Origin of the sequence: Bacillus sp. 41-22 (assembly GCF_025809295.1) — a bacterium.
In the GTDB taxonomy this organism is placed as follows: domain Bacteria; phylum Bacillota; class Bacilli; order Bacillales; family Bacillaceae_G; genus Bacillus_A; species Bacillus_A mycoides.
Genome location: NZ_CP084035.1, coordinates 1,750,626 through 1,772,336, shown reverse-complemented (window position 1 = coordinate 1,772,336; position 21,711 = coordinate 1,750,626). Strand labels below are relative to the sequence as shown.

Genomic DNA, 21,711 nt, shown 5'->3' with positions numbered 1-21,711 from the left:
CTCCAAAGGAACCTATTACTTCTTCTTCAAAAATAAAAACCTCCAGTTTAAATACTAGAGGTCTTCTATTTTATTTCTTTAGTCTCTCAATAAAATCCTGTAACTTATCAAGCGATTTCATATTATGATTACAAGCTACACCATCTTTGCAAATATAGTTTCCCTTTCTAACGAAAGTTCCTGGTACATCACCTTTAATTTCAACTAAAAACATTCCTACTTCTTCATGCCCATGACATAATGAACAAATGCTTTTTTTATTTAAACTTTGAAATGTTCCTTGCAGACCAACAAACTTATTTTTATCATTTTTCGCTATAATAAATTTCCTGCTTGACCCTTTATCAATCCAGCTTAAATAAGATAATTCTTTCATGTCCAGTTCTTCCATATCAGGAAGTTTTAATTTTTTCGCTTTAGGAAATAATTTTTTTAATGTTTGTGCTGTAACTTCCTGAAACGGAATGACATACGGATTTATTTTCATTAAAAACGATTCTGCATCTTCTCTATTTTGAACTGTTAATACCGTATCAATTAACTCTTTCTGTTCATCCGTTAAATTCTCAAATACATGTATTATCTTTTCAATCGCAAGTGATTTTAACGCTTGAATTACACCTCTATCATTTGCCGTTGCATGCCCATTTGCTAAAATATAAGCTTGTGACTTTATAAAATTGTATTGATCACTTCTAATAAAAGCTTCCATCTTTATCACTCCATACAAATTGTTGATCTAGTCTTATTGTATACAATGATTCAGCTTTTTGATATGTAAAAGATAACTTAGAAATGAACATTACATACTCTGACTATGTTCTACCGAGGCATTTCCTGACAAAAGAAACCATCATCTGTTTTCCATTCTGCATATAATACATCTTCAAATTTAGTAATCCCTTTTTGCTTTATTTGTTTATAAAGCCATCCTTCATCAAAACCTGCTTCCCTCAAATTATCTTTCACTACTTTTCCATCACTAATTAATGAAATCGGTAAGTATACAGGTTTATGTTTTAAACTTAAATCATTTATAGTAGGAGATTCATATTTGCTTTTCTTCAGAACACTTATGTTTCCATTAGGTTCCAAAATCATATATTCAACTTCTCGGATTGAAAATATATCTTTTTGTTGTCTTAGCATTTGTTGTAGTTGATTAATGTCCAAATGATTTGAACTTAGTTGTTCCCGGTCAATATATCCATTACGGATAATGATTGACGGAGAGCCTTCAAAAAAACTTCTCGTCCCTCTAAATTTTTGCGTTATCACTTCTATTGTATAAATTAACACTACCCATACAAGTACTGCATATAAAATAGACCATACTTTTATTTCCGGATCATATATAGTATTTCCTACTAATTCTCCGAGAACTATGGCAGAAATAAAATCAAATGGCGTTAACTGAGATATTTGTGTCTTCCCTAATATTTTAGTAGCAATCAATAGCACAAAAAAACCAAAAAATAGTTCTATCGTTATTTGTCCTAGATGATTCATATATGCTCACCTTTCTGCTTTTCACTCAAATGCTCTATATTCTATTTAGTAAAAAGCCGGCACATTTTTTCTATTATCTTGCCCATTCATATCCAATAGATACAAAACAAAAAGAGTCTAGTTCAATTTAATAATTGAACTAGACTCTTTTATTTTCATTTAGAATACACAATCTTTTTAATCGTTTCTCCGGAAAGAAAATGCTCCTCCGCAAGTTGATGAATGGAAATTCCACTTTTAAACGCTTCTTTAATAGCTTTGTTTCTTTCATCTAGTTGTTTTCTTCCTCCAGATTGTGTACCCCATTTATAATGTTTTGTTTCTTGTTTTGGAATGTAAATTGTTTCACCTTGTATATACTTTTGAATTTCAGCAATTAAACTTTCTGGTAAAACCGTCGCAGCTTTAACATATTTCATTTCTGCTCGCCCCTTATTTTTTTATGGTTCATTTCAATAAGGTGCAAAGCCAAATATAAAAAATGATACGAGCTCATTTAGGCGATTGTATATTACTTGTCTACCCCACGCAAAGTATCGCCATTTCCATACTTGGCTTTGCATGAGACGCTGCAGTGTCTGGCAATTGAATTGTAATCGCCATATCAATACCTCCTAATATACCTTTTGCATTTTATTATATGATAAATTTCTTCCCCTTGCATCCACATCCTTTTTAAAGCACGAAGTTACTTAGTTTGATATAATACTTTTTAGTCCAATCCAAAAGTATAGTGAGGTTGCGTTATGAAAAAGAATATAATCATTACAATCGTTACATTATTCATTATTACTGTAGCATTATTCGGAACATACAAATTGATGAACGCAAGAAGTTTTCAATTGTTTGGAGGTTTAACAAACCGAGTAGAAACAAATGAAAAAGTGATTGCTTTAACTTTTGATGATGGTCCTACTAACAATGTTAAACAAATATTACCGCTACTAGATCGATACAATGCAAAAGCTACTTTCTTTTTAATCGGAAATGAATTAGAGAAAAACCTATCGTTAGGAGAAGCTATCGTACACTCTGGACACCAACTTGGAAATCATACATATTCTCATAACAGAATGGTTTTTAAAACACCTTCTTTTATTAAAGAAGAAATAGAAAAAACGAATTCATTAATCCGCCAAACAGGATTTACAGGCGAAATTGATTTTAGACCACCTAACGGTAAAAAGCTAATTGGTCTGCCCTATTATTTAAATAAAAATAATATCGAAACAATCACATGGGACCTTGAACCTGATACTTTTTATACATCTACAGCTGATAAAATTGAATATGTTAGTAAAAATGTAAAACCAGGTTCTATCATTTTATTGCACCCTATGTACGATGAATCTAATGAAAATCTGCAAACTATTGAAGGTATTTTAGACTCTTTATCTAAAAAGGGCTATCAATTCGTGACAGTAAACGAATTGCAAAAAAAAGCAAAATAAAAAGGTAGCGTATCATATCTCGATACGCTACCTTTCTTTTATATAATTCCAAGCACATTTAGGAATACGATAATAATCGCAATTGGTGCAATATAGCGAAGTAAGAATAACCATAATACGAATAGTTTATAGCCTTTATTTTTACTTACACCAAGCTCTTTCATTAATACATCTTTCTTCATTTTTAAAGGGACAAAGATGGAAACTAATAAAACACCAAGTGGCATTAGTATGTTACTAACCGCATAGTCTGCTAAATCAAAAATTGTTTTCCCAAATGGTTTCACATCACTTAACAAACCAAACGATAAGGCTGATGGAACCCCTACAACAAAGATTAACAAGCCAACAATTAATGCCATTTTTTCACGTTTCCCTTTACTTTTACCTTTAGTTGTTAAAGACGCAACACTAATTTCTAACATCGAAATTGCTGATGTAATAGTAGCAAAGAAGAATAGTAATAAGAAAACAATGAAGAATAATTTTCCGAACGCCATTTTACTGAAAATAGCTGGTAATACGATAAATAATAGTCCCGGTCCTTGAGATGGTTCCATTCCAAATGCGAATACAACTGGGAAAATTGCTAGTCCTGCAAGTAATGTAATCACAAGCGTTAAAGCTACGATAGAAAATGCTGAACGCGGTAAACTTTCTTCTTTCGGTAAGTACGAGCTATACGTTACCATAACGGCTACACCAACAGATAGTGAGAAGAACGATTGCCCCATTGCATATAAAATGATTTCTGACGTTACGTTTGAGAAATCAGGTTGTAAGAAGAATCGAACTCCTTCTCCAGCACCGTCTAAAGTAAGTGCACGAACAATTAGTACAAAGAATAATACGAATAATGCTGGCATGAAATATTTATTTACTTTTTCAACACCATTTTGTACACCTTTACTTACGATAAAAATAGTAATAAGGATGAATAATAGCTGTGATCCAACTGCTAAATATGGATTGGAAATGATTTCACCAAACGTAGCTTCGTATGCCCCATTTCCTTCCCATAGTCTACCTGTAATTGCATTCCATAAATATAGTAAAATCCATCCCCCTACAACACTGTAGAAAGAAAGTAGTATGAAACAAGTTACAATCCCTAATTTACCTAACCAAGGCCATAGTGTTTTTGGTGCGATTTCGCTATACGCATCAACAGCCTCTTTTTGTGTACTTCTTCCGATAACGAATTCAGCTAATAATAGCGGTAAACCAATTAATAATGTGAAACCGATGAAAATAAGGAAGAACGCGCCGCCCCCTCCAATTCCGGCCATATACGGGAACTTCCAAATCGCCCCTAGACCAATTGCTGAACCTGCTGCAGCTAATACGAAACCTAATTTCGATGTCCATTGCTGTGAATTCATTTGTTAATCTCCTCTCTTTATCTTTTTCTGTTTTACAATCCGGTATTTATATTGTCCTATCCATACTCTTTTCTAATACGTTCACTTCCTCCCTAATAAAAAACGTCCCTACGTAAATACGTAGGGACGACAAAAATATCGCGGTACCACCCTAGTTGTGAAGATACACCAAAGTTAGGACCTAAATAAAAAACGTCCCTACGCAAATACGTAGGGACGATAAAATATCGCGGTACCACCCTAGTTATGAAGCCACACCAAAATTAGGACCTAAATAAAAAACGTCCCTACGTAAATACGTAGGGACGATAAATATCGCGGTACCACCCTAGTTGTGAAACAATCTTCACCACTTTATTTGATAACGGTATAAACTACCGTCTTTCATTTCCTCATAATGTGAGATTTATGAAAGATGCTCCAGGACGAACTTCATGAATAATCTATATACTGATTCACACCAACCATCAGCTCTCTGAAATAGGGAGATATTCACTACTATACCCTTTCATTGCCCAAATATTATTTTCCGAATTGATTACTATCATTTTTATCATATATTAAAAATAGTGTCAACTTATATTTTGAATTTTTATGCATTACATTCTATTTAAAGATTCAAAATATGACTTTTGTATGAATAGTATTAGAACATTTATGGTTTATACTGTATTAACTTCTCTAGCAGGTTTATAGTAGTATACGATAAATGCAAGACAGCACGAGTAGGAGGAAAGAATTTTGTCTACTTCAAAAGTTTTAAAAGGTACCGCTTTATTAAGTGGTGCAACAATGATTTCACGAATTTTAGGTTTTATATACTTTTTCCCCTTTCAATTATTAGTTGGAACGCAAGGGGTCGCTTTATATGGATACGCATACTCTTGGTACGGTATTTTATTAAGCTTTTCAACAGCTGGTATTCCTATTGCCGTCTCAAAATTTGTTGCAAAACATAATGCACTTGGTGATTATAGTACAAGTAAAAAATTGTATAACTCGAGCGTAAAATTAATGATGTTTATGGGCTTTTTAGGATTTTTAACTTTATTTATTGGAGCACCGTACATATCACAATTTATTATTCGCTCGAAAACACCAGATCCACAATTTATCGCAGACGTAACACTTACAATGCGAGCATTAAGCTTCGCGCTTATTATCGTACCAGCTATGAGTGTTACACGTGGTTATTTCCAAGGTTTTCAACATATGAAACCAAGTGCTGTTTCTCAAGTCGTAGAACAAATCGCACGTGTCGTTTTCATTTTAGTTGGTAGTTTTATCGTCTCAAAACTATTAGGAGGTTCAGTAGCTTCTTCTGTTGCAGTTGCTACATTTGGTGCTGTTATCGGGGCACTTGCAAGCGTCTCTATTTTAATGATGTACTGGAAAAAATATAATGGATTAAAACCTCCTGAAGGTGAGCTGAAAACGAGATCATCAAACATTCCGTTAAGAAGTATTTATATGGAATTACTACGTTATGCAATTCCAATTGTATTTGTAGGCATTGCAATCCCGCTCTATACGTTAGTAGATCAATATACCGTAGCTGATGTCCTTAGAGCAATGGGAGAACCTTTAGAAACCGCGAATGCAGTTTTCGCTTATATAACGAACTATGCCCAAAAGTTAATTATGATTCCGGCTTCACTTGCAACTGGATTCTCATTAACAATTATTCCGGCTATAACGAAATCATTTACAAGCGGGAAGCTAGATGAATTACAAGGACAAATTTCAAAGATATTTCAAGTATTATTATTCTTCACTATCCCAGCCGCATTCGGTCTTGCTAGTATCGCTTACGATGCATTCCGCATGGTTTATGTAAATCCTGAAATTGCACTTGGTGGATCACAATATTTAATTTCATTTGCACCTTCTGCTGTATTAAGTGCAATTTTCACAGTTTCAGCTGCTATATTACAAGGAATTGATTATCAAAGAAAAACAATGATTGCATTCTCAGCCGGTATTCTCGTTAAAATTGTGGTGAACACACCGCTCTTACATTTATTCGGTGGACATGGTGCTGTACTTGGAACAATTCTCGGATATCTCGTTTCAAATATTATTATGTTGTACTGCATCGTTAAGTTTGCGAAATTTAAAATTGGCGAAACAGCAAAAACAGTATTTCTTATTACGATTTACTCCGCAGCAATGTCTGCTGTTGTGATCGTATTAAGAGCATTTATAAGCTGGATTATTCCTGGCCAATCTTATGTAGAATCACTGATTATTGTATTTATATGCGCATCAGCAGGAGGACTTGTTTATCTTTTATTCGTATTAACGAGTGGACTTGCTTCGCATATTCTCGGTGATAGGATTCGACGATTACCTGTATTAGGAAAGTTAGTAAAATAAAAAAACAAGAGATGTAACGCGTTGTTACATCTCTTGTTTTTTTACTTCGCATATTGAATGCGCTTTTGTTGTTCAGCAATATTTAATTCTGGAGCATATTGTTCTACTAAATGTAATACCTCTTCGATCAACACTTCTAACTCCTGTACACTATACTCTGGTTCCCCTATCAGCGTATCCGCCATACGCTCATATAGATTTTCAGGTTTAATATTCATACGCTCTACATTATAAGCCATCCATTTAAATGCAGGATGGTGCACGTACATTCTATTCAAACCGAATAAAACACCGAATAAATCCCTTTGTACTTCACAAATAACATCATAAAGCATAAGCCAGTCTTTTCGTTTTAAAAGCGCCTCTCGATTATGCCAACGATTGCTTAACCAAAGGTTTTCTGAAATCATCCTTTTCGCCAGTTCTTCTGGAAATGCTTCAACTCTTTCTTTTAGAGCATGTACTTTTACTTCTCCATACAAACTCACACCATCATGAACCGATGATACAATACATTGTTTCTCATAATTTATATCATACTGCTCTATAACTTCTGAAATATTTTTTTCTACTGTCAATGTTAAAAAGTTACTAATCTCTAGTTTAATTCCTTCTTTCGTCAAATACGTTTCCGACCATTCTTCGTCCTCGTAAGGATGATATGACAAAATCGTTCCACCAATATTATTAATTGGACCTAGACGCTCTTCATCCTCTGGTGGTTCTGACCATAAAATATGTAATTCAATATCTGAATGTTCATCTTCTAACTTTCTCGCTACAGATCCTGCTAAAATAATAGCTTCGACTTTCTGGTTTTGCCTATAAATCTCCGACACCTCTATCGCTTTCTCTTTTAATCCCATTGCATTTCCCCCTAAAACTGCAGTACTCCCCTTACTTTTCATTTATCTATTTCGATATTAAACATTATATTACCTTTTCAAATTTCCACTAAATCATATTTCTACCCAATAACGCTGAACAATTTCGCCAGAATTAGAAGAAACTACTTCATTTTCTAGCACACCGCCAACCTTTTGAATCGTTTTAGCCGAACCAACATTAGCTTTATCACAAGTTATTAGCACTTTCTTCAACCCGAATTTTTGCGCCTCAGCCAATGAAAGTTGCAGTTGCTCAGTTGCATAACCTTGGCGACGTTTATTCGGATGAACACTATAACCGATATGACCGCTTTCCCACAATAACTCTGGATTTAACCGGTGTCGAATATTCACAAAACCTATTATTTTTCCATTCTCAACACTAACAAACTGACTAGATGGCACTCGATTAGATGGTAAATTTTTTCCTTCTTCTTGTGTACATACTTTTTCAAACCATTCACCAATAGAATCGAAATTTTGTAAAGAACAACTACCGTGCGGTTCTTCTCCTGAATGTAAAAATGCCTGCCTATACTCCATAATTTGTTCGCTATATTCGTATGTTGGTTTCAATAGCTTCATTGTCATTCTCCCCACTCACCCATTATCTATTTTTCTAAAAGAAACACCTTAATAGGGGATTTTCATCCTTACTATTAAGGGCTTCTATCACTTTTATTCAAATAGCCCCATACTTAAATAGCGCTCCCCTGTATCAGGTGCAATACATAAAACCTTTTTACCAGCACCTAAGCGTTTTGCAATCATAATTGCTGCGTACACAGAAGCTCCTGAAGATGGTCCTACTAATAAGCCTTCTTGTCTTGCTAAGTTTCTCATTGTAGTTAATGCTTCTTCATCCGCAATTTGAATAATTTCGTTATACACTTCTGTATTTAAGTTTTTTGGAATAAACCCTGGGCTTGTTCCGACTAGTTTATGAGGGCCTGGAACACCACCAGATAACACTGGTGATCCTTTCGGTTCTACTACGGCAATATATAAGTTTGGTAGTTTCTCTTTTAACGTTTCACCGGTCCCTGTAATTGTTCCACCTGTTCCTGCGGTTGCTACAAATGCATCAAGTTCTCCATCCATTTGTTCATAAATTTCAAGTGCAGTCGTATAACGATGAATATTCGGATTTGCTGGGTTTTCAAATTGCTGCGGAATAAAACTATTTGGAATTTCTTTTTGTAACGCTACCGCCTTCGCAATTGCTCCTGGCATTCTTTGTTCTGCTGGTGTTAAAACTACTTCTGCGCCGTATGCTTTCAATAAATTAATACGCTCTTTGGACATATTATCTGGCATAATTAAAATAGCTTTATACCCTTTAGCAGCTGCATTCATCGCTAAGCCAATTCCTGTATTTCCACTTGTCGGTTCAATAATTGTATCACCTGGCTTAATGAGACCATGTTCCTCAGCAATATGAATTAAGTTATAGGCAGCGCGATCTTTCACACTGCGTGACGGATTAAACATTTCCAGTTTTACATACACATCCGCTGCGTCCTCTGGAATAAATTTAGATAATCGGACAACAGGTGTATCTCCTATTAATTCTGTAACGTTTTCACATAATTTCATAGCGCATCCCCTATTCTATCGTTTTCTTATCATTTGGCAGTAACAATGAAGTAAGTCCAATTAATGGTAAACCACTACATAATAGCATAATAAATTGAAGACTATACATATCAGCTAATTTCCCAAGGACTACAGCACCTAATGCTCCAAGACCAAACGCAAGACCGACAATTAATCCTGACACCATTCCAACTTTCCCTGGAACAAGTTCTTGTGCATATACAACGATTACACTAAAACTACTAGAGCTAATAAATCCAATGCATAAAAATAACGGTACAACCCACATAAGAGAAACGTGAGGTAACAATAGTGCAAGCGGCGCTGAACCGAGCATCGAAAAGACAATAATCTTTTTCTTACCGAATTTATCTGCTAACGGACCACCAAAGAACGTACCTAATACACCAGCAATCATAAATGCGAATACAAAATATTGCGCATTTTTTATAGATAAACCGTAATGCTCAATTAAGTAAAATTGATAGAAATTCCCGATACCAGCACCGTACCAAGAACGTACAAAAGTAAGAAAAACAAGAAGTATAATAACGAATTTAATGTGCGTACTTACAATTGCATTTTCCGCCTCAAGCGCAGCCCTCTTTTTCCTTCTTACAGCACCAGTTGCTAATTCATTTTTATACCAATTAGACACAGAAATTAACAATACAATTCCTACTGCTGCAAAGGCTGTAAAGCCTAAAGAACCAATTTGACCGAGCGGAACGAAAATTAATGCTGTAAAAATAGGTGCTAGAGAATTCCCTGTATTTCCTCCAACTTGATAAATCGCTTGCGCTAAACCTCGTTTTGCACCGGCTGCCATATAAGCAACACGAGCGCCCTCTGGATGAAAGACCGCGGAACCTAATCCAATAAATAAAACAGAAATAATAACAATTATAAAGTTCGGTGCAAATGCGAGTCCAATCATCCCAAGCATACTCGAAAACATACCGAGCGGTAATAAAAATGGTGACGGCTTCTTATCTGAATACATCCCAAAAACCGGCTGCATAATCGATGACGTCATATTTAACGCAAACGCAATCCACCCTACTTGCATATAGGATAAATTCATCGTTTTTTCCAAAATAGGAAACAACGCGGGCACAACCGCTTGCATCGAATCATTCAAAAAATGTCCGAAACTAATCGCAAATAATATTCGATATATTGTCGGTGTTTCTACTGTATTTTTTTGTGAAACTGCCTGCATATGTGTATTTCTCCTTCCTGTACAAAATATATATTTATTACAGTTAGTGTAATAAATTTAGACTTTAATCAGAAAAAATTCTGAGTTTTGAAACATTTCTATTCTATACTGGTTTCATTTCTTTTTCCAGAAATTCAACTTCTAAAAAAATATGTTTTTTCTATCTGCTTTGTCGGATTTATTTATATGAACTCTTTGTATTTTCTTTTATACTAAGGCAGGACGAAAGGAAGGCTTGCAACTATGAAGAAAAGACGATCCTAAAACATATTAGGATCGCCTTTTTTTATTAAATAGAAAAACGCTTATATTTCTCATAATCACTCGTCTTACATTCTAGTGCCATTTTCGTACCTTCGTTTTCATAACTCGTAGATAAAACGTGTGCATGATTGTTGAAATACGAAACTACCTGCCCTTGATCATACGGAATTAACATTTCACACTTCGTATACTCTTTATAAATGTGTGAACGAACTACTTCTACAAGCTCTTTAATTCCAACATGTTTCTTCGCAGATAGATAAACGCGATCTTCTTGCACTTTCGGAATTTCAACATCTACCAAATCTGATTTGTTATATGCATATATCGTCGGGATATTTTCCACGCCAATTTTCTTTAACGTTTCATTTGTAATATCAATTAATTGCTCATAATTGGGATTTGAGTAATCTACAACGTGAATAAGTAAATCTGCTTCCGCCACTTCCTCTAGCGTTGAACGGAATGCTTTCACAAGATGATGCGGTAACTTACTTACAAATCCAACAGTATCCGTTAATAAAAATGATTTATTATCCGGCAAATCAATATTTCGTACAGATGTCTCTAACGTCGCAAATAACATATCTTTTTCAAATACTTGTTTCTCTACAGTACCATTAAAAATTTCAAGCATTGTATTCATTATCGTTGATTTACCTGCATTCGTATATCCTACTAACGACACAACTGGAATTTCATTTTTCTTACGTTGTTTACGCTGCGTTTGGCGCTGTGCAACAAGTGCTTCTAATTCTTTATTTAGAGCCGCAATTTGTTCTTCAATTTTACGACGATCTAATTCCAACTTCTTCTCACCGACACCTTTATTTTTCGTGCCAACTCCCCCGCTTTGTCTTCCTAAAGATTCACGAAGACCGATTAAACGAGGCATCATGTACTGAAGATGGGCCACTTCTACTTGCAACTGCGCTTCTTTCGTTTTCGCACGTTGCGCAAAGATATCTAAAATTAAAATGGTACGATCAATTACTTTACAATCTAAATCCTCTTCTAAATTTCGAATTTGTGAAGGAGATAATTCGTCATTAAAGATGACCATATTTGCATCTGCTTCTTTCACATACGCTGCTACTTCTTCAATCTTCCCTTTTCCAATATAATGCGACGGATTTACTCGTTGTAAATTTTGCGTCACTTGACCGATTACTTCCACATCACAAGCTTCCGTAAGATTTGCTAACTCTTCCATCGAATATGCAAAATCAGCTTCCTTACCTAAATTCACTCCAACTAATATTGCTCTTTGTAATAATTCTTCCATATATTTATTCCTCCATTTCGATTACGCAAAATAAAAAACACAGGTCACTGCCTGTGTTTTCGTAAACGGATAAGGGTTCACCAAAGAAATAGAAGAAAGCAGTGCTTTCGTCCTATACATGGTCAAAAAGTCCCAAGATAGTATACGTATCCAACAAGTGTTCACCTATACTATCCCATTCTATTTATAAAGGCAAAACAAAAAGAGGGCGTATTCGTCCCTCCCTCTTTTTCACATATAAGCTTAATAAAGGGTTCCTTTAAAATAGGCAGACCAATCCCGTTCACTCTGTACACAGACAGAGCCTTTGAGCGCTATTCAATTATTGGCACAAAGTATTGAGACGTAATCTGATTAAGATCAAAGGAAGCCCCTCCGTTCATTTTAAGTTACATAAAGTGTAGCATAAGTAATTCGCTTTCACAAGATTAAACCACCCATAGAAACAGAAAGAAAATCTTTATATTTTTACTTTAATCGTCATTTTTTGCGAGTTCTTCTCACAATAAAAATAACAACAGCAATTAACAATAACACACCTATAGAAACGATAGTTACTTGCCACCAACTTAAACCGCTTACCATTTCATCTTTTAAATCCACTTTCTTCGTCGGAACAGACTCTTTTGCAATATGACTTAAAGCATTTTTCTCAATCTCTGCCTCATCTAATCTCTTCGTTCCACTGCAGATAGATGTCTCTAACTTTTCCTCTCCTCTATAAGAAGAAAAGACTAAGTACTCTCCTCCCTCTGCAAAACGAAATGCACAGCTACTTACACTTGTATATATAATAATTCGCGAAGAACTTGTCCCTTTCCAAATTTTCTTCACTTCAAATAATGTTTTAATTCCGCCTTCACCTTTCTCTTGAACTTCTAACACCTTACCTTCAAACACCACATCATTTTTTTGAAATGCATCTTCTGGTGATACATTAATACAGTCACAAGCATAAGATTTCTCTGGCAAAATAAAAAAGTAAAGCTATAAATTAAAACAAGAGACAACAAATAAATGATTCTTTTCAAGAATCTCAGACCCCTTCAAAGTATCAATTTTAGAAGCTTTCCGTATATTATTTGGACATCACTCCTCAAATTCCTTTCTATTTATTAAAATATATTAATTTTATTAAACAGAAAATCTTTATTGACATTTTTATAACCTGGTATTAGTATCAGGTTATAAAAATAAGTTAGGAGATGTTCCTATGAATTCTAAATCTCGTATTACCGCAATTGGTACTTATGTTCCAGATCAAGTATTGTCTAATAACGATTTAGAAAAGATGGTCCATACGAATGATGAATGGATTGTACAAAGAACCGGCATGAAAGAAAGAAGAATTGCTAACGAAGACGAATACTCCTCACACTTAGCCATTAAAGCAATCGAAAATTTGTGTACAACATATAAGAAAAACTTAGAGGATATTGACTGTATCATCGTCGCTACAACTACTGCTGACTATGTTTTCCCTAGTGTTGCTTGCCAAATACAACAATACTTCAACATACCTCATACACTAGCTTTTGATTTAAATGCGACTTGCGCTGGTTTCACATACGGACTGCATGTCGGTAATAGCTTAATCACTTCTGGATCACATCAAAAAGTACTCGTCATAGCGACAGAGACATTATCTAAAGTTACTGATTACACCGATAGAACGTCCTGTATTTTGTTCGGTGATGGCGCTGGAGCTATTTTATTAGAAAGAGATGAAAACAAACCAAGCTTTATCGCTGCTCACATGGGAACAAACGGTGACGGTGGCATTCATCTATACAGAACAAACTTATCTACTACTATGAATGGCACACTACTACAAACAAGTGAAAAAATTGTTCAAAATGGAAGAGAAGTATATAAATGGGCTGTACGAACAGTACCATACGGCATAAAAGAACTATTACATACTGCAAATTTGCAAATAGATGATATAGACTGGTTCATACCACATAGTGCTAACTTAAGAATGATTGAATCTATTTGCGAAAAATCAAAAATATCTATTCAAAAAACATTAACGAGTGTGGAAGATATGGGGAATACATCTTCCGTCTCTATTCCACTCGCTTTAGATTTAGCTAGAAAAAAAGGAAGATTAAATAACGGAGACACACTTTTGCTATACGGATTTGGTGGTGGGCTTACGCATTTAGGGCTTATTGTGGCATGGGATTTAAGTTAAATACATTAAAAAGAAGTTCTAGGGAATAACTAGAACCTCTTTTTAATTTCATGAAATTTATTTACCTATCCGAGACCATATCACAACTGGAATAAGCAGTAGGGCTACAGCCCCTCCCGCTAATGATAATGCCGCATAACTGGAATTAGCTACTACCATTCCTGACATCGCTCCACCTGAAGCTCCGGCTAACGCAATAAAAACATCTATTTTCCCTTGTGTTTTAGCACGTGTAGAAGGAGTTGTGGAGTCAACGATTTGTGCTGTACCACAAATCAATCCGAGATTCCATCCTAATCCAAGTAAAGAAAGAGCAACAATTAATAATAATAAAGAATCACTCGGTGCTATCGCAGCTATGACACCCGCTGCAAGTAAAATCATCCCACCAGCTATACTCATCGTAGTACGGCCAATTTTATCAATTAACATTCCTGTAACAAGCGATGGAAGGTACATTGCACCTACATGAAAACCAATCACGAGACCTACTGCACTTAAACCATGACCGTGGTGTCCCATATGAACTGGCGTCATCGTCATAATCGCAACCATCACTATTTGAGTAAGTATCATAACGATTGCTCCAACGGTAACACCACGCTTATTCTCTATTATTTCTTCTGTTACTGGTTGCCCTTTATATGTATGTTCCTGTTTATATCTTTCTATTATGTTAGCAATAATTAACGGATCTGGACGAAGCATAACAAAAAGAACAAGACCCGCAAGTATAAATGCCGCTGCTGATAATATGAACGGACCAGCAAGGTTAGGAATTCCAATTGAATCAGCAAAATCCCCCATTACACCTACTAAATTCGGACCAGCCACCGCACCAAAAGTCGTCATAACCATCGTAATACTAATAGCAGTTGCTCGCTGCTTCTTATCTGCTAAATCGGTACCAGCATAACGAGCTTGTAGATTCGTCGCTGTACCTGCACCGTATATGAGTAAAGAAACTAGTAAAAGAATAATACTATTTGTTAACGCAGCCAATACAACTCCAATAGCCCCTAGTCCCCCTATTATAAACCCTGTTGCAAGTCCTATTCGGCGACCATATTTTTGCGATAACTTCCCAACAAAGAAAGCCGCTACCGCAGATCCCATTGTAAACATAGCAGCCGGTAATCCTGCATACGCATCCGTCCCAAGCATTTGCTGTGCAAGAAGTGCACCTACTGTAATTCCAGCAGCTAATCCCGCTCCGCCAAACATTTGTGAAATACTTACGATTATTAACGTTCGTTTATATAATTTTTGTTGCTCTTCTTCTGTATACATACGCTTACTTATTAAAGCATCTGCTGTATCTATCATTTCCTCACCCTCCCTATGAAACTAATATCTCTTGTTAATGTACTATAAAACAACAAAATCCCAAAATTTAAAGCGCTTAAATTTATCCATATTTCGTTACTCCTACACCTTAAATAAGGCTAAGTTCCTTTCGTGAAGAAACTTAGCAAAAAAATTATTGTTTCCAAATAATGATTAAAGTGCGATTTATTATAAATACCATCCCAAGAATAATAGCTAAGGTTATTTGATCAACAACATATAGAGCAACTGAGGTAACTCCAAACAATATGATTTCCAACATAAACCTATATGGTTCTGGCAGCTTTAATGATGCTTTAGGTGCAATGAAAATCCCCCATATTGTCGCAAAAAGTAGTGGTGAGCCAATGCCAAAAATAAATTTCACATATACACTTTCCCAAAATTGAAAGCCCCAATAACATAGTGATGCAAGAGCACATAATTCTAGAAAAAATCGAATCGCTAAATTTATAGGTTTTATAAACATTTAAAGAACACCCCTTTGAAAAATATATTTAAAATCCTATGAAAATAATATTATGCATCCGTTATTTGAACTTGATACGTGCCCATTCATGACATGTAAAAAACAATTATACATCTTATTAATATTATTCAGTTTATCTTTCTAAACTTCGAAAACTTGATCTTGACGGATAATGAATGAAAGCAAATACTTAATGACAGTGATACATATGCCTATAAGCACAAAATAAAGAACTCCACGGTTTACGTTTCGCCCATTACCGAGGAGTTCCCAAAATAACTCTATAAATTTTTTTGACAGCTAACGTTCCATAATTAAAATGCGATTCATATTTAGCCTATTCCCCTACTACTCTTTCTTAAAGCTTCCCCTTCCTAAAACAACAAACTTACTACAGCACAAACTAAAATAATTGGTACACTCGCTTTATATAAATATATAAAATACTTCCAACTAAAAAGCTGTCTTGTAATTTGGGTTTACCAAATTACAAGACAGCTTCCCTTCATATTTCCTATACAAACCTTTTTACTATTTGACTCCTGCATCTTGCACAGATTCAATTTTCTTTTTCTTTCCTTCTTTTATTTCATTATAATAAGAAGGTAATTCTATATTATGCTCTAAGAAATAATCCTCAATTAATGAAATAATTACTTTCAATGTTTTCAAACGGGCGTATAATTTATCATTACTCGCGATAATATGCCATTTTGCATTCGGCTTATTTGTATTTTCAAACATGTCTTCTATTGCTTCGACATACTCATCCCATTTTTCACGATTTCGCCAGTCTTCATCTGTAATTTTCCACCTTTTAAGAGGGTTGTTCTCTCTTTCTGTAAATCTCTTTAACTGCTCATCTTTACTAATATGATAGAAAAACTTTCCTATTATGTAATGATCATCTGTTAATAGTTTTTCGAAATCATTAATTTCATCATACGCTCTCGTCCACTCTTCGTTTGTAGCAAAGCCTTCAACACGTTCAACTAATACACGCCCATACCATGAACGGTCGAATATAGTAATTTGCCCGTACTGAGGCAGTTTCCGCCAAAAACGTTGCAAATAATGATACCGTTTTTCATGAGGAGCAGGTGCTCCAATTGGATTTACTTGGAATCCGCGTGGATCAAGATGTTCAGTCACTCGCTTAATTGCTCCGCCTTTACCTGCCGCATCCCAACCTTCCATAACCATCATAACGGCTATTTTCTCTTCTTTTAATATTTGCTGTAGTGCCAATAAGCGCATTTGATATTTTTCAAGTTTCTTATTGTACTTAGATTTTGATTCAATTCTTTTCGTTAAATCTACTTTAGCAAGATGCTCTTTTTCCATCAAACGAATCCCCCTTGTTATATGACAATGTTATTTTAACATATTTATTGGTAATTTTTTCATATTAATATCTCTTTTAACTAATACTCGTACCCCTCCACCTATATCTATCTTTTATAAGTTGGACGCTACTTTATATTAATAAATTAATCCCCCTGATATGCTTTTTCGTATCCTTTAGCAAGCATTTATTATTAATCAAAAAAACAAAATAAGGAAACTATGCCGAAAAATCTCTACACAGTTTCCTTGTTTTTTTAAATGTGCGTGTGACATACTTGGGAAGATTAATAACGAAAAGATAGGAGCTCTATCGATTCACTTATACTACAAACGAATTACAGGCGGAATATCTCCTTCTCGTAAAAAGTAAGCAAACACTGTAAATCCAATAATTAATATTGAAAATAATGTTATTATAATTCCACCTGGTAGTGTTAGAAAAATAGTATTCAAGCTACTCTTCATAGAGAAAGCAATCGAGTATATTCCTAGCAGAAGACTGATTATAGCAATAGCCACATAAACCACTACCGCATACCATGGATTGAGTTCCAATAAAACAACAGAAATAAATATATACAAAAATAACAGTTGTAGAAACATGCTGCTTCCCATACTTACTAATTCTTTCAATATACCCTCTCCTAAACTACATGGTATATTATCTTAAAAAGAGAAGATAATAACAAATAAATCCTTTAAAGAATGGGAGCTCTCTAAAGATGAAACGAAAAATATTTTCTCTCTTTGCACTAATCTGCTTAGCACTACCAATACAAGCTAGTGCATACACATTTCAATCACTACCAGTTGCGTCAAAGTCTAAACAGTGGTATATCGAAATTGACAAATCTCATAACTCAAACAAGCAAGCCGTGCAGCCAAAACAAGGTGTATATGATACGTATAGTTTACTCTTAAAAAATATTGGTAATGATGTTGCAAATGTATCGGTGGAAATACTTGATAACACACCTACATCTAAAGCTACCTTTAATCCTACTTCATCTAATAACAACGTTTCAAAAAGTCATACAAGCTTTGACTACATGGTATTCCCATTAGACTTTAATAGCCATAATTTTAAAGTTGTCATTACTTGGGAAGAAAAGAATTTCTCTTACAACGGTCATCCAGTACATGAGAGTAAAAAAATGAAGCAAACATTTGTGTTTAATGAAGAGTAAGTCCTAATTTGATTAGGGCTTACTCTTTATTTACAAAACCCGTTTGAATTGCTTCTGTCACTTCTTTTGCAATATGTATTTTTGTAGCGTCTACACAGATTTTTTTGTCCCAAACATGTACGGAAGGCTCTTCATTAGACAAATGCTTAATTAAGATGAATCGATTATATGTCATTTTATTTTCTATAGGAGTAGCAATATACACCGTGAAATTCCTTGCTTCAAATACCTTTTCTCCCAAAACGTATTTACATCCCAACTCATGTACTACTAAATCATGTAGATTTTCTATAGTCATATACCATCCCCCCTTTTTGCCTACATAATCAATCGAACCGCCGAATACTTGGTACAGACAATGCCATTCCAATTGTTATGAGTACTAAAATAGCTAGCATTATAATTGTTATCTTTCCACCTATTACAGTAGCTAACCAGCCTACCACCACATACCCTAATGGTAATAAAGCAAATGAGCCTAACATATCAAGACTTGCCACTCTTCCAAAAGCTTCTTCTGGTACAAGCTCTTGTAAACTTGTTTCCCAAATAAGCCCAAATATCATAATACCGAATCCTTCAATTGCCATTAATCCAATTAAGGCAGGTGCCCAAGAAACGAAAGGCATAATTAATAACGCCATTCCACTAATTAAAACACCACCATACGCAAGTAATCCTCTCTTATGCCACCGCTGCCTCCCACCAAAAATTAGTGCTGCAATTACAGCTCCAGCACCAGAAGCAGCCATACCTAAGCCATACACGTAAGCTTCAAAATGATGATGAACATTAAACAACCATGGAATTAATACAACGATAACGCCTGCATAACAAATATTAACGAAAGAAAAGACTAGAATGGTAATCCACAACCACGGATGACTTTTTAAAACTAAAATACCTTCCATAAACTCTTGTTTGTAATCGATCTTACTCTTTTCAATGGGTTTTATTTTTTTAAACTTAATTTCTTTTAAAGATAATAAACATAAAAATGATAACAAATACGTTGCTGCATCTAGTCCGAAGCCTATCCCTGCAGATGTAACTGATACTATTAACCCACCAAGTGCTGGGCCAATTAATCGTATTCCTTGATTACTCATTTGCGTTAATGCATTAGCTGCATTTCGAATTTCCGGTACAAATACTTTTGCTCTTACAGCTGAATACGCCGGCTGAAATCCCCCTTCCATAAGTCCATATAATGCCACGAGTACATATAATAGCGTAATCGTTAACAAATCCATAAATATAAGTGTTGCAAGTAATAGCATTAATATGCAGCGGATTATATCTGTAAATAACATCAATTTCACCCGGTCAATACGATCCACGACTAATCCAGCAAACGGTAACGCTAGAATATTAGGAAGCATGTACATTGCCATAGTCATTCCCATTACAACTGTTGAACCAGTTAATGAATACACAACGACTGGCAGAATAACCATCGTTATCGAACTACCTAAAGTCGAAAGTAATTGCCCAATCCATAAAAACTTGAAGTGTGGTGACACTTTAACTGGCAATAATAATTTACCGACATAACCTAAATTTTTCTCTGTTGGTATTTCTCCTTGCATATCTCTCTCCTCTTTTCAAATTAAGTTAATACCTAAGATTAAACACAGAAAATTCAATCTTTATTACCTTTAATTATATATGAACTGTTAAATTATTGGTAAAAATATAAAAAAGAAAATCATAATGAATCTACAAATATTACGTGTTGAATATAAATAAAAAAGGTGTTTTCATATATGAAAACACCTTTCCACTTTATAATTTTAAGTTCTTCTTCAATGTCCAATATTTTTCTGGAGCATTTTCAAGTGAGAATTCTACCCAGCCATTTGGATCTTCACGATATACATTTACTTTTGTACCATTTTCTAATTTTCCAACTTCATTTTGTGTAACGTTTGGTACACTCTTAATTGGATTGTTAAACGGGAATGGAACTTGATAGTAAGATCCTACAGTTTGAACAGTAGCTTTCGCATCTTTTGCATAATCTTTATATGGAATTGTTTCGCCTAATGCCTCTACATTTAATGTATTAGGGTTTTTCGGTAATCGTTTTACATTTTGATAATCTTTGTTATTGAAAGGCTTAATACGCTCCATAATATTAGCAATTTTGCCAGCCCATTCTTTATCAGTTGAATACATTACATTCATCGCAGGTAATGTGTAACCTTTGAAATACTTAGCACCTTGTTCTAAGTAATTCTTTCTCACATAATCAGCATTGTATGAAATACTTAATCCATAAGATGGTAAATATTTTGCATGTGCGAATGGGTCCCAATCATACGCTCGTAGTCCAAATAAATTATGTTTGCGATATGCAATTTCTGATTTCCCGTATCCAGACTCTAAGATTGCATGTGCTGCTAAATATAAAGAGTTCACGCCATACTCGTTTTGCGCTTTAATAAAGTCTTGTCCAACTCCAACAAGCGGACTATCGGGATGATATCTTTTAATATAATTATCAATCTCTTGAGCTGTTACATTAGAAGGTAATGTTACATCTAAATCGATATATGATGCCATGGCATTAAATAAAAATTGTGCATATTCTTCACGTGTTAAAACACTAGTTGGATTAAATGCACCTGCTCCATTACCTGCAGCAACGCCGTTAGACTCTAATGCACTAATCGCATCATTTGCCCAATGATCTTTCGGAACATCATTAAATGTATGCTTAGCTTTTACTTTTAGTTTAAAGGCTTTCTGTAAAATTACAGCCATTTCAGCACGAGTTAAAGATTCTTTCGGTCTAAATGTTCCTTTACCATCACCTACGAAAATCCCCATATCTGTTAAAGTTAAAATTTCATTTTGGAACATTGTCGTTCCTTCGCTAATATCAGAGTATGGATTTTTATATTCGCTTTTCGCTTCTGGTTTTAATGCACGATATATTAATGCGGCTACTTGCTCACGATTTACAACATCCCCGAATCCAAACTTACCATTATCATATCCTGCAATAATTTCTTTTGATGTTAAATTAGTAATTGCTTTATACGACCAATGATCTTTCGGAACGTCTGGAAATTCCTTTTCAGCTGCAAATGAAGTTGCCGGAGCCATCACTACTTGAAGTGCGACTGTCACTGCTAACACATTAGAAATAACTTTTTTCATATTTTTTTAACACGTTATGTATATGCT

At 34.7% G+C, this 21,711-nt stretch carries 20 protein-coding genes, 1 pseudogene and 1 other annotated feature; of the genes and pseudogenes, 4 read left to right on the top strand and 17 right to left on the bottom strand.

The features are described from left to right. Positions 1–70: 70 nt before the first annotated feature. The 3 genes from LCF45_RS09105 to LCF45_RS09095 all read right to left on the bottom strand — a co-directional run bounded on the left by LCF45_RS09105 (position 71) and on the right by LCF45_RS09095 (position 1,928). Positions 71–712: a FusB/FusC family EF-G-binding protein gene (locus tag LCF45_RS09105; RefSeq protein WP_002126776.1), complete on the bottom strand. Its 642-nt coding sequence runs from the start codon at positions 710–712 to the stop codon at positions 71–73. A 110-nt stretch (positions 713–822) separates the two neighbouring features. Beyond that, complete coding sequence (locus LCF45_RS09100; RefSeq protein WP_002126773.1) at positions 823–1,509, bottom strand: DUF421 domain-containing protein; 687 nt, start codon at positions 1,507–1,509, stop codon at positions 823–825. 155 nt (positions 1,510–1,664) lie between these two features. Next, positions 1,665–1,928, bottom strand: coding sequence for a CD3324 family protein (locus LCF45_RS09095; protein WP_002012161.1), 264 nt, complete (start codon positions 1,926–1,928; stop codon positions 1,665–1,667). Between the two features lie 327 nt (positions 1,929–2,255). Here LCF45_RS09095 and LCF45_RS09090 point away from each other — a divergent pair, with 327 nt between their 5' ends. Continuing rightward, positions 2,256–2,960, top strand: coding sequence for a polysaccharide deacetylase family protein (locus LCF45_RS09090; protein WP_002126769.1), 705 nt, complete (start codon positions 2,256–2,258; stop codon positions 2,958–2,960). 38 nt (positions 2,961–2,998) lie between these two features. Here LCF45_RS09090 and LCF45_RS09085 read toward each other — a convergent pair whose 3' ends face one another. After that, the gene (locus LCF45_RS09085; protein ID WP_002126767.1) at positions 2,999–4,342 is read right to left on the bottom strand and encodes a sodium-dependent transporter; all 1,344 of its coding nucleotides are present in this window, start codon (positions 4,340–4,342) and stop codon (positions 2,999–3,001) included. A gap of 298 nt (positions 4,343–4,640) precedes the next feature. Then, positions 4,641–4,863, bottom strand: a binding site (T-box leader). Between the two features lie 220 nt (positions 4,864–5,083). Here LCF45_RS09085 and LCF45_RS09080 point away from each other — a divergent pair. Next, entirely contained in the window at positions 5,084–6,718 is a 1,635-nt protein-coding gene (locus LCF45_RS09080; RefSeq protein WP_002168662.1) for a putative polysaccharide biosynthesis protein, read from the top strand. 41 nt (positions 6,719–6,759) lie between these two features. Here the strand turns inward: LCF45_RS09080 and LCF45_RS09075 are convergent, their stop codons facing one another. The 6 genes and pseudogenes from LCF45_RS09075 to LCF45_RS09050 form a co-directional block, all read right to left on the bottom strand. Beyond that, positions 6,760–7,584, bottom strand: coding sequence for a DUF4037 domain-containing protein (locus LCF45_RS09075; protein ID WP_263894751.1), 825 nt, complete (start codon positions 7,582–7,584; stop codon positions 6,760–6,762). Positions 7,585–7,677: 93 nt separating this feature from the next. After that, positions 7,678–8,190, bottom strand: a complete 513-nt coding sequence (locus LCF45_RS09070) for a GNAT family N-acetyltransferase (protein WP_050000209.1) — start codon at positions 8,188–8,190, stop codon at positions 7,678–7,680. Between the two features lie 93 nt (positions 8,191–8,283). Continuing rightward, complete coding sequence (gene cysK, locus LCF45_RS09065; RefSeq protein WP_002126763.1) at positions 8,284–9,201, bottom strand: cysteine synthase A; 918 nt, start codon at positions 9,199–9,201, stop codon at positions 8,284–8,286. A 10-nt stretch (positions 9,202–9,211) separates the two neighbouring features. After that, positions 9,212–10,423: an MFS transporter gene (locus LCF45_RS09060; RefSeq protein ID WP_033730393.1), complete on the bottom strand. Its 1,212-nt coding sequence runs from the start codon at positions 10,421–10,423 to the stop codon at positions 9,212–9,214. 289 nt (positions 10,424–10,712) lie between these two features. Beyond that, complete coding sequence (hflX, locus tag LCF45_RS09055) at positions 10,713–11,972, bottom strand: GTPase HflX (RefSeq protein WP_002126761.1); 1,260 nt, start codon at positions 11,970–11,972, stop codon at positions 10,713–10,715. Between the two features lie 480 nt (positions 11,973–12,452). Then, positions 12,453–13,003, bottom strand: a pseudogene (locus LCF45_RS09050) (cobalamin biosynthesis protein CbiN). A 182-nt stretch (positions 13,004–13,185) separates the two neighbouring features. Here LCF45_RS09050 and LCF45_RS09045 point away from each other — a divergent pair. Then, the gene (locus LCF45_RS09045; RefSeq protein ID WP_263894750.1) at positions 13,186–14,169 is read left to right on the top strand and encodes a ketoacyl-ACP synthase III; all 984 of its coding nucleotides are present in this window, start codon (positions 13,186–13,188) and stop codon (positions 14,167–14,169) included. Between the two features lie 57 nt (positions 14,170–14,226). On the opposite strand, the gene LCF45_RS09040 is transcribed toward LCF45_RS09045, so the two are convergent. From LCF45_RS09040 to LCF45_RS09025, 4 genes are all read right to left on the bottom strand, one after another. Next, positions 14,227–15,495 carry an MFS transporter gene (locus LCF45_RS09040; RefSeq protein ID WP_002126758.1) on the bottom strand — a complete coding sequence of 423 codons (1,269 nt, stop codon included), beginning with the start codon at positions 15,493–15,495 and terminating at the stop codon, positions 14,227–14,229. A 154-nt stretch (positions 15,496–15,649) separates the two neighbouring features. Beyond that, a complete protein-coding gene (locus LCF45_RS09035) occupies positions 15,650–15,985 on the bottom strand; it encodes a YrdB family protein (protein WP_002064764.1) in 336 nt (111 codons plus the stop codon). Positions 15,986–16,516: 531 nt separating this feature from the next. Continuing rightward, on the bottom strand, positions 16,517–17,329 hold the full coding sequence (locus LCF45_RS09030; protein ID WP_002126756.1) for a polyphosphate kinase 2 family protein: 813 nt from the start codon (positions 17,327–17,329) through the stop codon (positions 16,517–16,519). A 327-nt stretch (positions 17,330–17,656) separates the two neighbouring features. Then, complete coding sequence (locus LCF45_RS09025; RefSeq protein WP_016126765.1) at positions 17,657–17,965, bottom strand: hypothetical protein; 309 nt, start codon at positions 17,963–17,965, stop codon at positions 17,657–17,659. Between the two features lie 89 nt (positions 17,966–18,054). On the opposite strand from LCF45_RS09025, the gene LCF45_RS09020 reads away from it, so the two are divergent. Then, positions 18,055–18,519, top strand: a complete 465-nt coding sequence (locus LCF45_RS09020; protein WP_016126764.1) for a hypothetical protein — start codon at positions 18,055–18,057, stop codon at positions 18,517–18,519. A 19-nt stretch (positions 18,520–18,538) separates the two neighbouring features. Here LCF45_RS09020 and LCF45_RS09015 read toward each other — a convergent pair whose 3' ends face one another. The 3 genes from LCF45_RS09015 to LCF45_RS09005 all read right to left on the bottom strand — a co-directional run bounded on the left by LCF45_RS09015 (position 18,539) and on the right by LCF45_RS09005 (position 21,684). Next, positions 18,539–18,817, bottom strand: coding sequence for a hypothetical protein (locus LCF45_RS09015; RefSeq protein ID WP_263894749.1), 279 nt, complete (start codon positions 18,815–18,817; stop codon positions 18,539–18,541). A gap of 28 nt (positions 18,818–18,845) precedes the next feature. After that, complete coding sequence (locus tag LCF45_RS09010) at positions 18,846–20,108, bottom strand: MFS transporter (RefSeq protein WP_003188619.1); 1,263 nt, start codon at positions 20,106–20,108, stop codon at positions 18,846–18,848. A gap of 196 nt (positions 20,109–20,304) precedes the next feature. Next, on the bottom strand, positions 20,305–21,684 hold the full coding sequence (locus LCF45_RS09005) for an S-layer homology domain-containing protein (protein WP_003188625.1): 1,380 nt from the start codon (positions 21,682–21,684) through the stop codon (positions 20,305–20,307). Positions 21,685–21,711: the final 27 nt, after the last annotated feature.

Coding starts and splice junctions, on each gene's coding strand:
- LCF45_RS09105 (WP_002126776.1), bottom strand. CDS start 712: ATGGAAGCTTTTATTAGAAGTGATCAATACAATTTTATAAAGTCACAA.
- LCF45_RS09020 (WP_016126764.1), top strand. CDS start 18,055: ATGAAACGAAAAATATTTTCTCTCTTTGCACTAATCTGCTTAGCACTA.
- LCF45_RS09030 (WP_002126756.1), bottom strand. CDS start 17,329: ATGGAAAAAGAGCATCTTGCTAAAGTAGATTTAACGAAAAGAATTGAA.
- LCF45_RS09015 (WP_263894749.1), bottom strand. CDS start 18,817: ATGACTATAGAAAATCTACATGATTTAGTAGTACATGAGTTGGGATGT.
- LCF45_RS09045 (WP_263894750.1), top strand. CDS start 13,186: ATGAATTCTAAATCTCGTATTACCGCAATTGGTACTTATGTTCCAGAT.
- LCF45_RS09005 (WP_003188625.1), bottom strand. CDS start 21,684: ATGAAAAAAGTTATTTCTAATGTGTTAGCAGTGACAGTCGCACTTCAA.
- LCF45_RS09060 (WP_033730393.1), bottom strand. CDS start 10,423: ATGCAGGCAGTTTCACAAAAAAATACAGTAGAAACACCGACAATATAT.
- LCF45_RS09010 (WP_003188619.1), bottom strand. CDS start 20,108: ATGCAAGGAGAAATACCAACAGAGAAAAATTTAGGTTATGTCGGTAAA.
- LCF45_RS09095 (WP_002012161.1), bottom strand. CDS start 1,928: ATGAAATATGTTAAAGCTGCGACGGTTTTACCAGAAAGTTTAATTGCT.
- LCF45_RS09085 (WP_002126767.1), bottom strand. CDS start 4,342: ATGAATTCACAGCAATGGACATCGAAATTAGGTTTCGTATTAGCTGCA.
- LCF45_RS09090 (WP_002126769.1), top strand. CDS start 2,256: ATGAAAAAGAATATAATCATTACAATCGTTACATTATTCATTATTACT.
- LCF45_RS09040 (WP_002126758.1), bottom strand. CDS start 15,495: ATGATAGATACAGCAGATGCTTTAATAAGTAAGCGTATGTATACAGAA.
- hflX (WP_002126761.1), bottom strand. CDS start 11,972: ATGGAAGAATTATTACAAAGAGCAATATTAGTTGGAGTGAATTTAGGT.
- LCF45_RS09035 (WP_002064764.1), bottom strand. CDS start 15,985: ATGTTTATAAAACCTATAAATTTAGCGATTCGATTTTTTCTAGAATTA.
- LCF45_RS09075 (WP_263894751.1), bottom strand. CDS start 7,584: ATGGGATTAAAAGAGAAAGCGATAGAGGTGTCGGAGATTTATAGGCAA.
- LCF45_RS09100 (WP_002126773.1), bottom strand. CDS start 1,509: ATGAATCATCTAGGACAAATAACGATAGAACTATTTTTTGGTTTTTTT.
- LCF45_RS09070 (WP_050000209.1), bottom strand. CDS start 8,190: ATGAAGCTATTGAAACCAACATACGAATATAGCGAACAAATTATGGAG.
- cysK (WP_002126763.1), bottom strand. CDS start 9,201: ATGAAATTATGTGAAAACGTTACAGAATTAATAGGAGATACACCTGTT.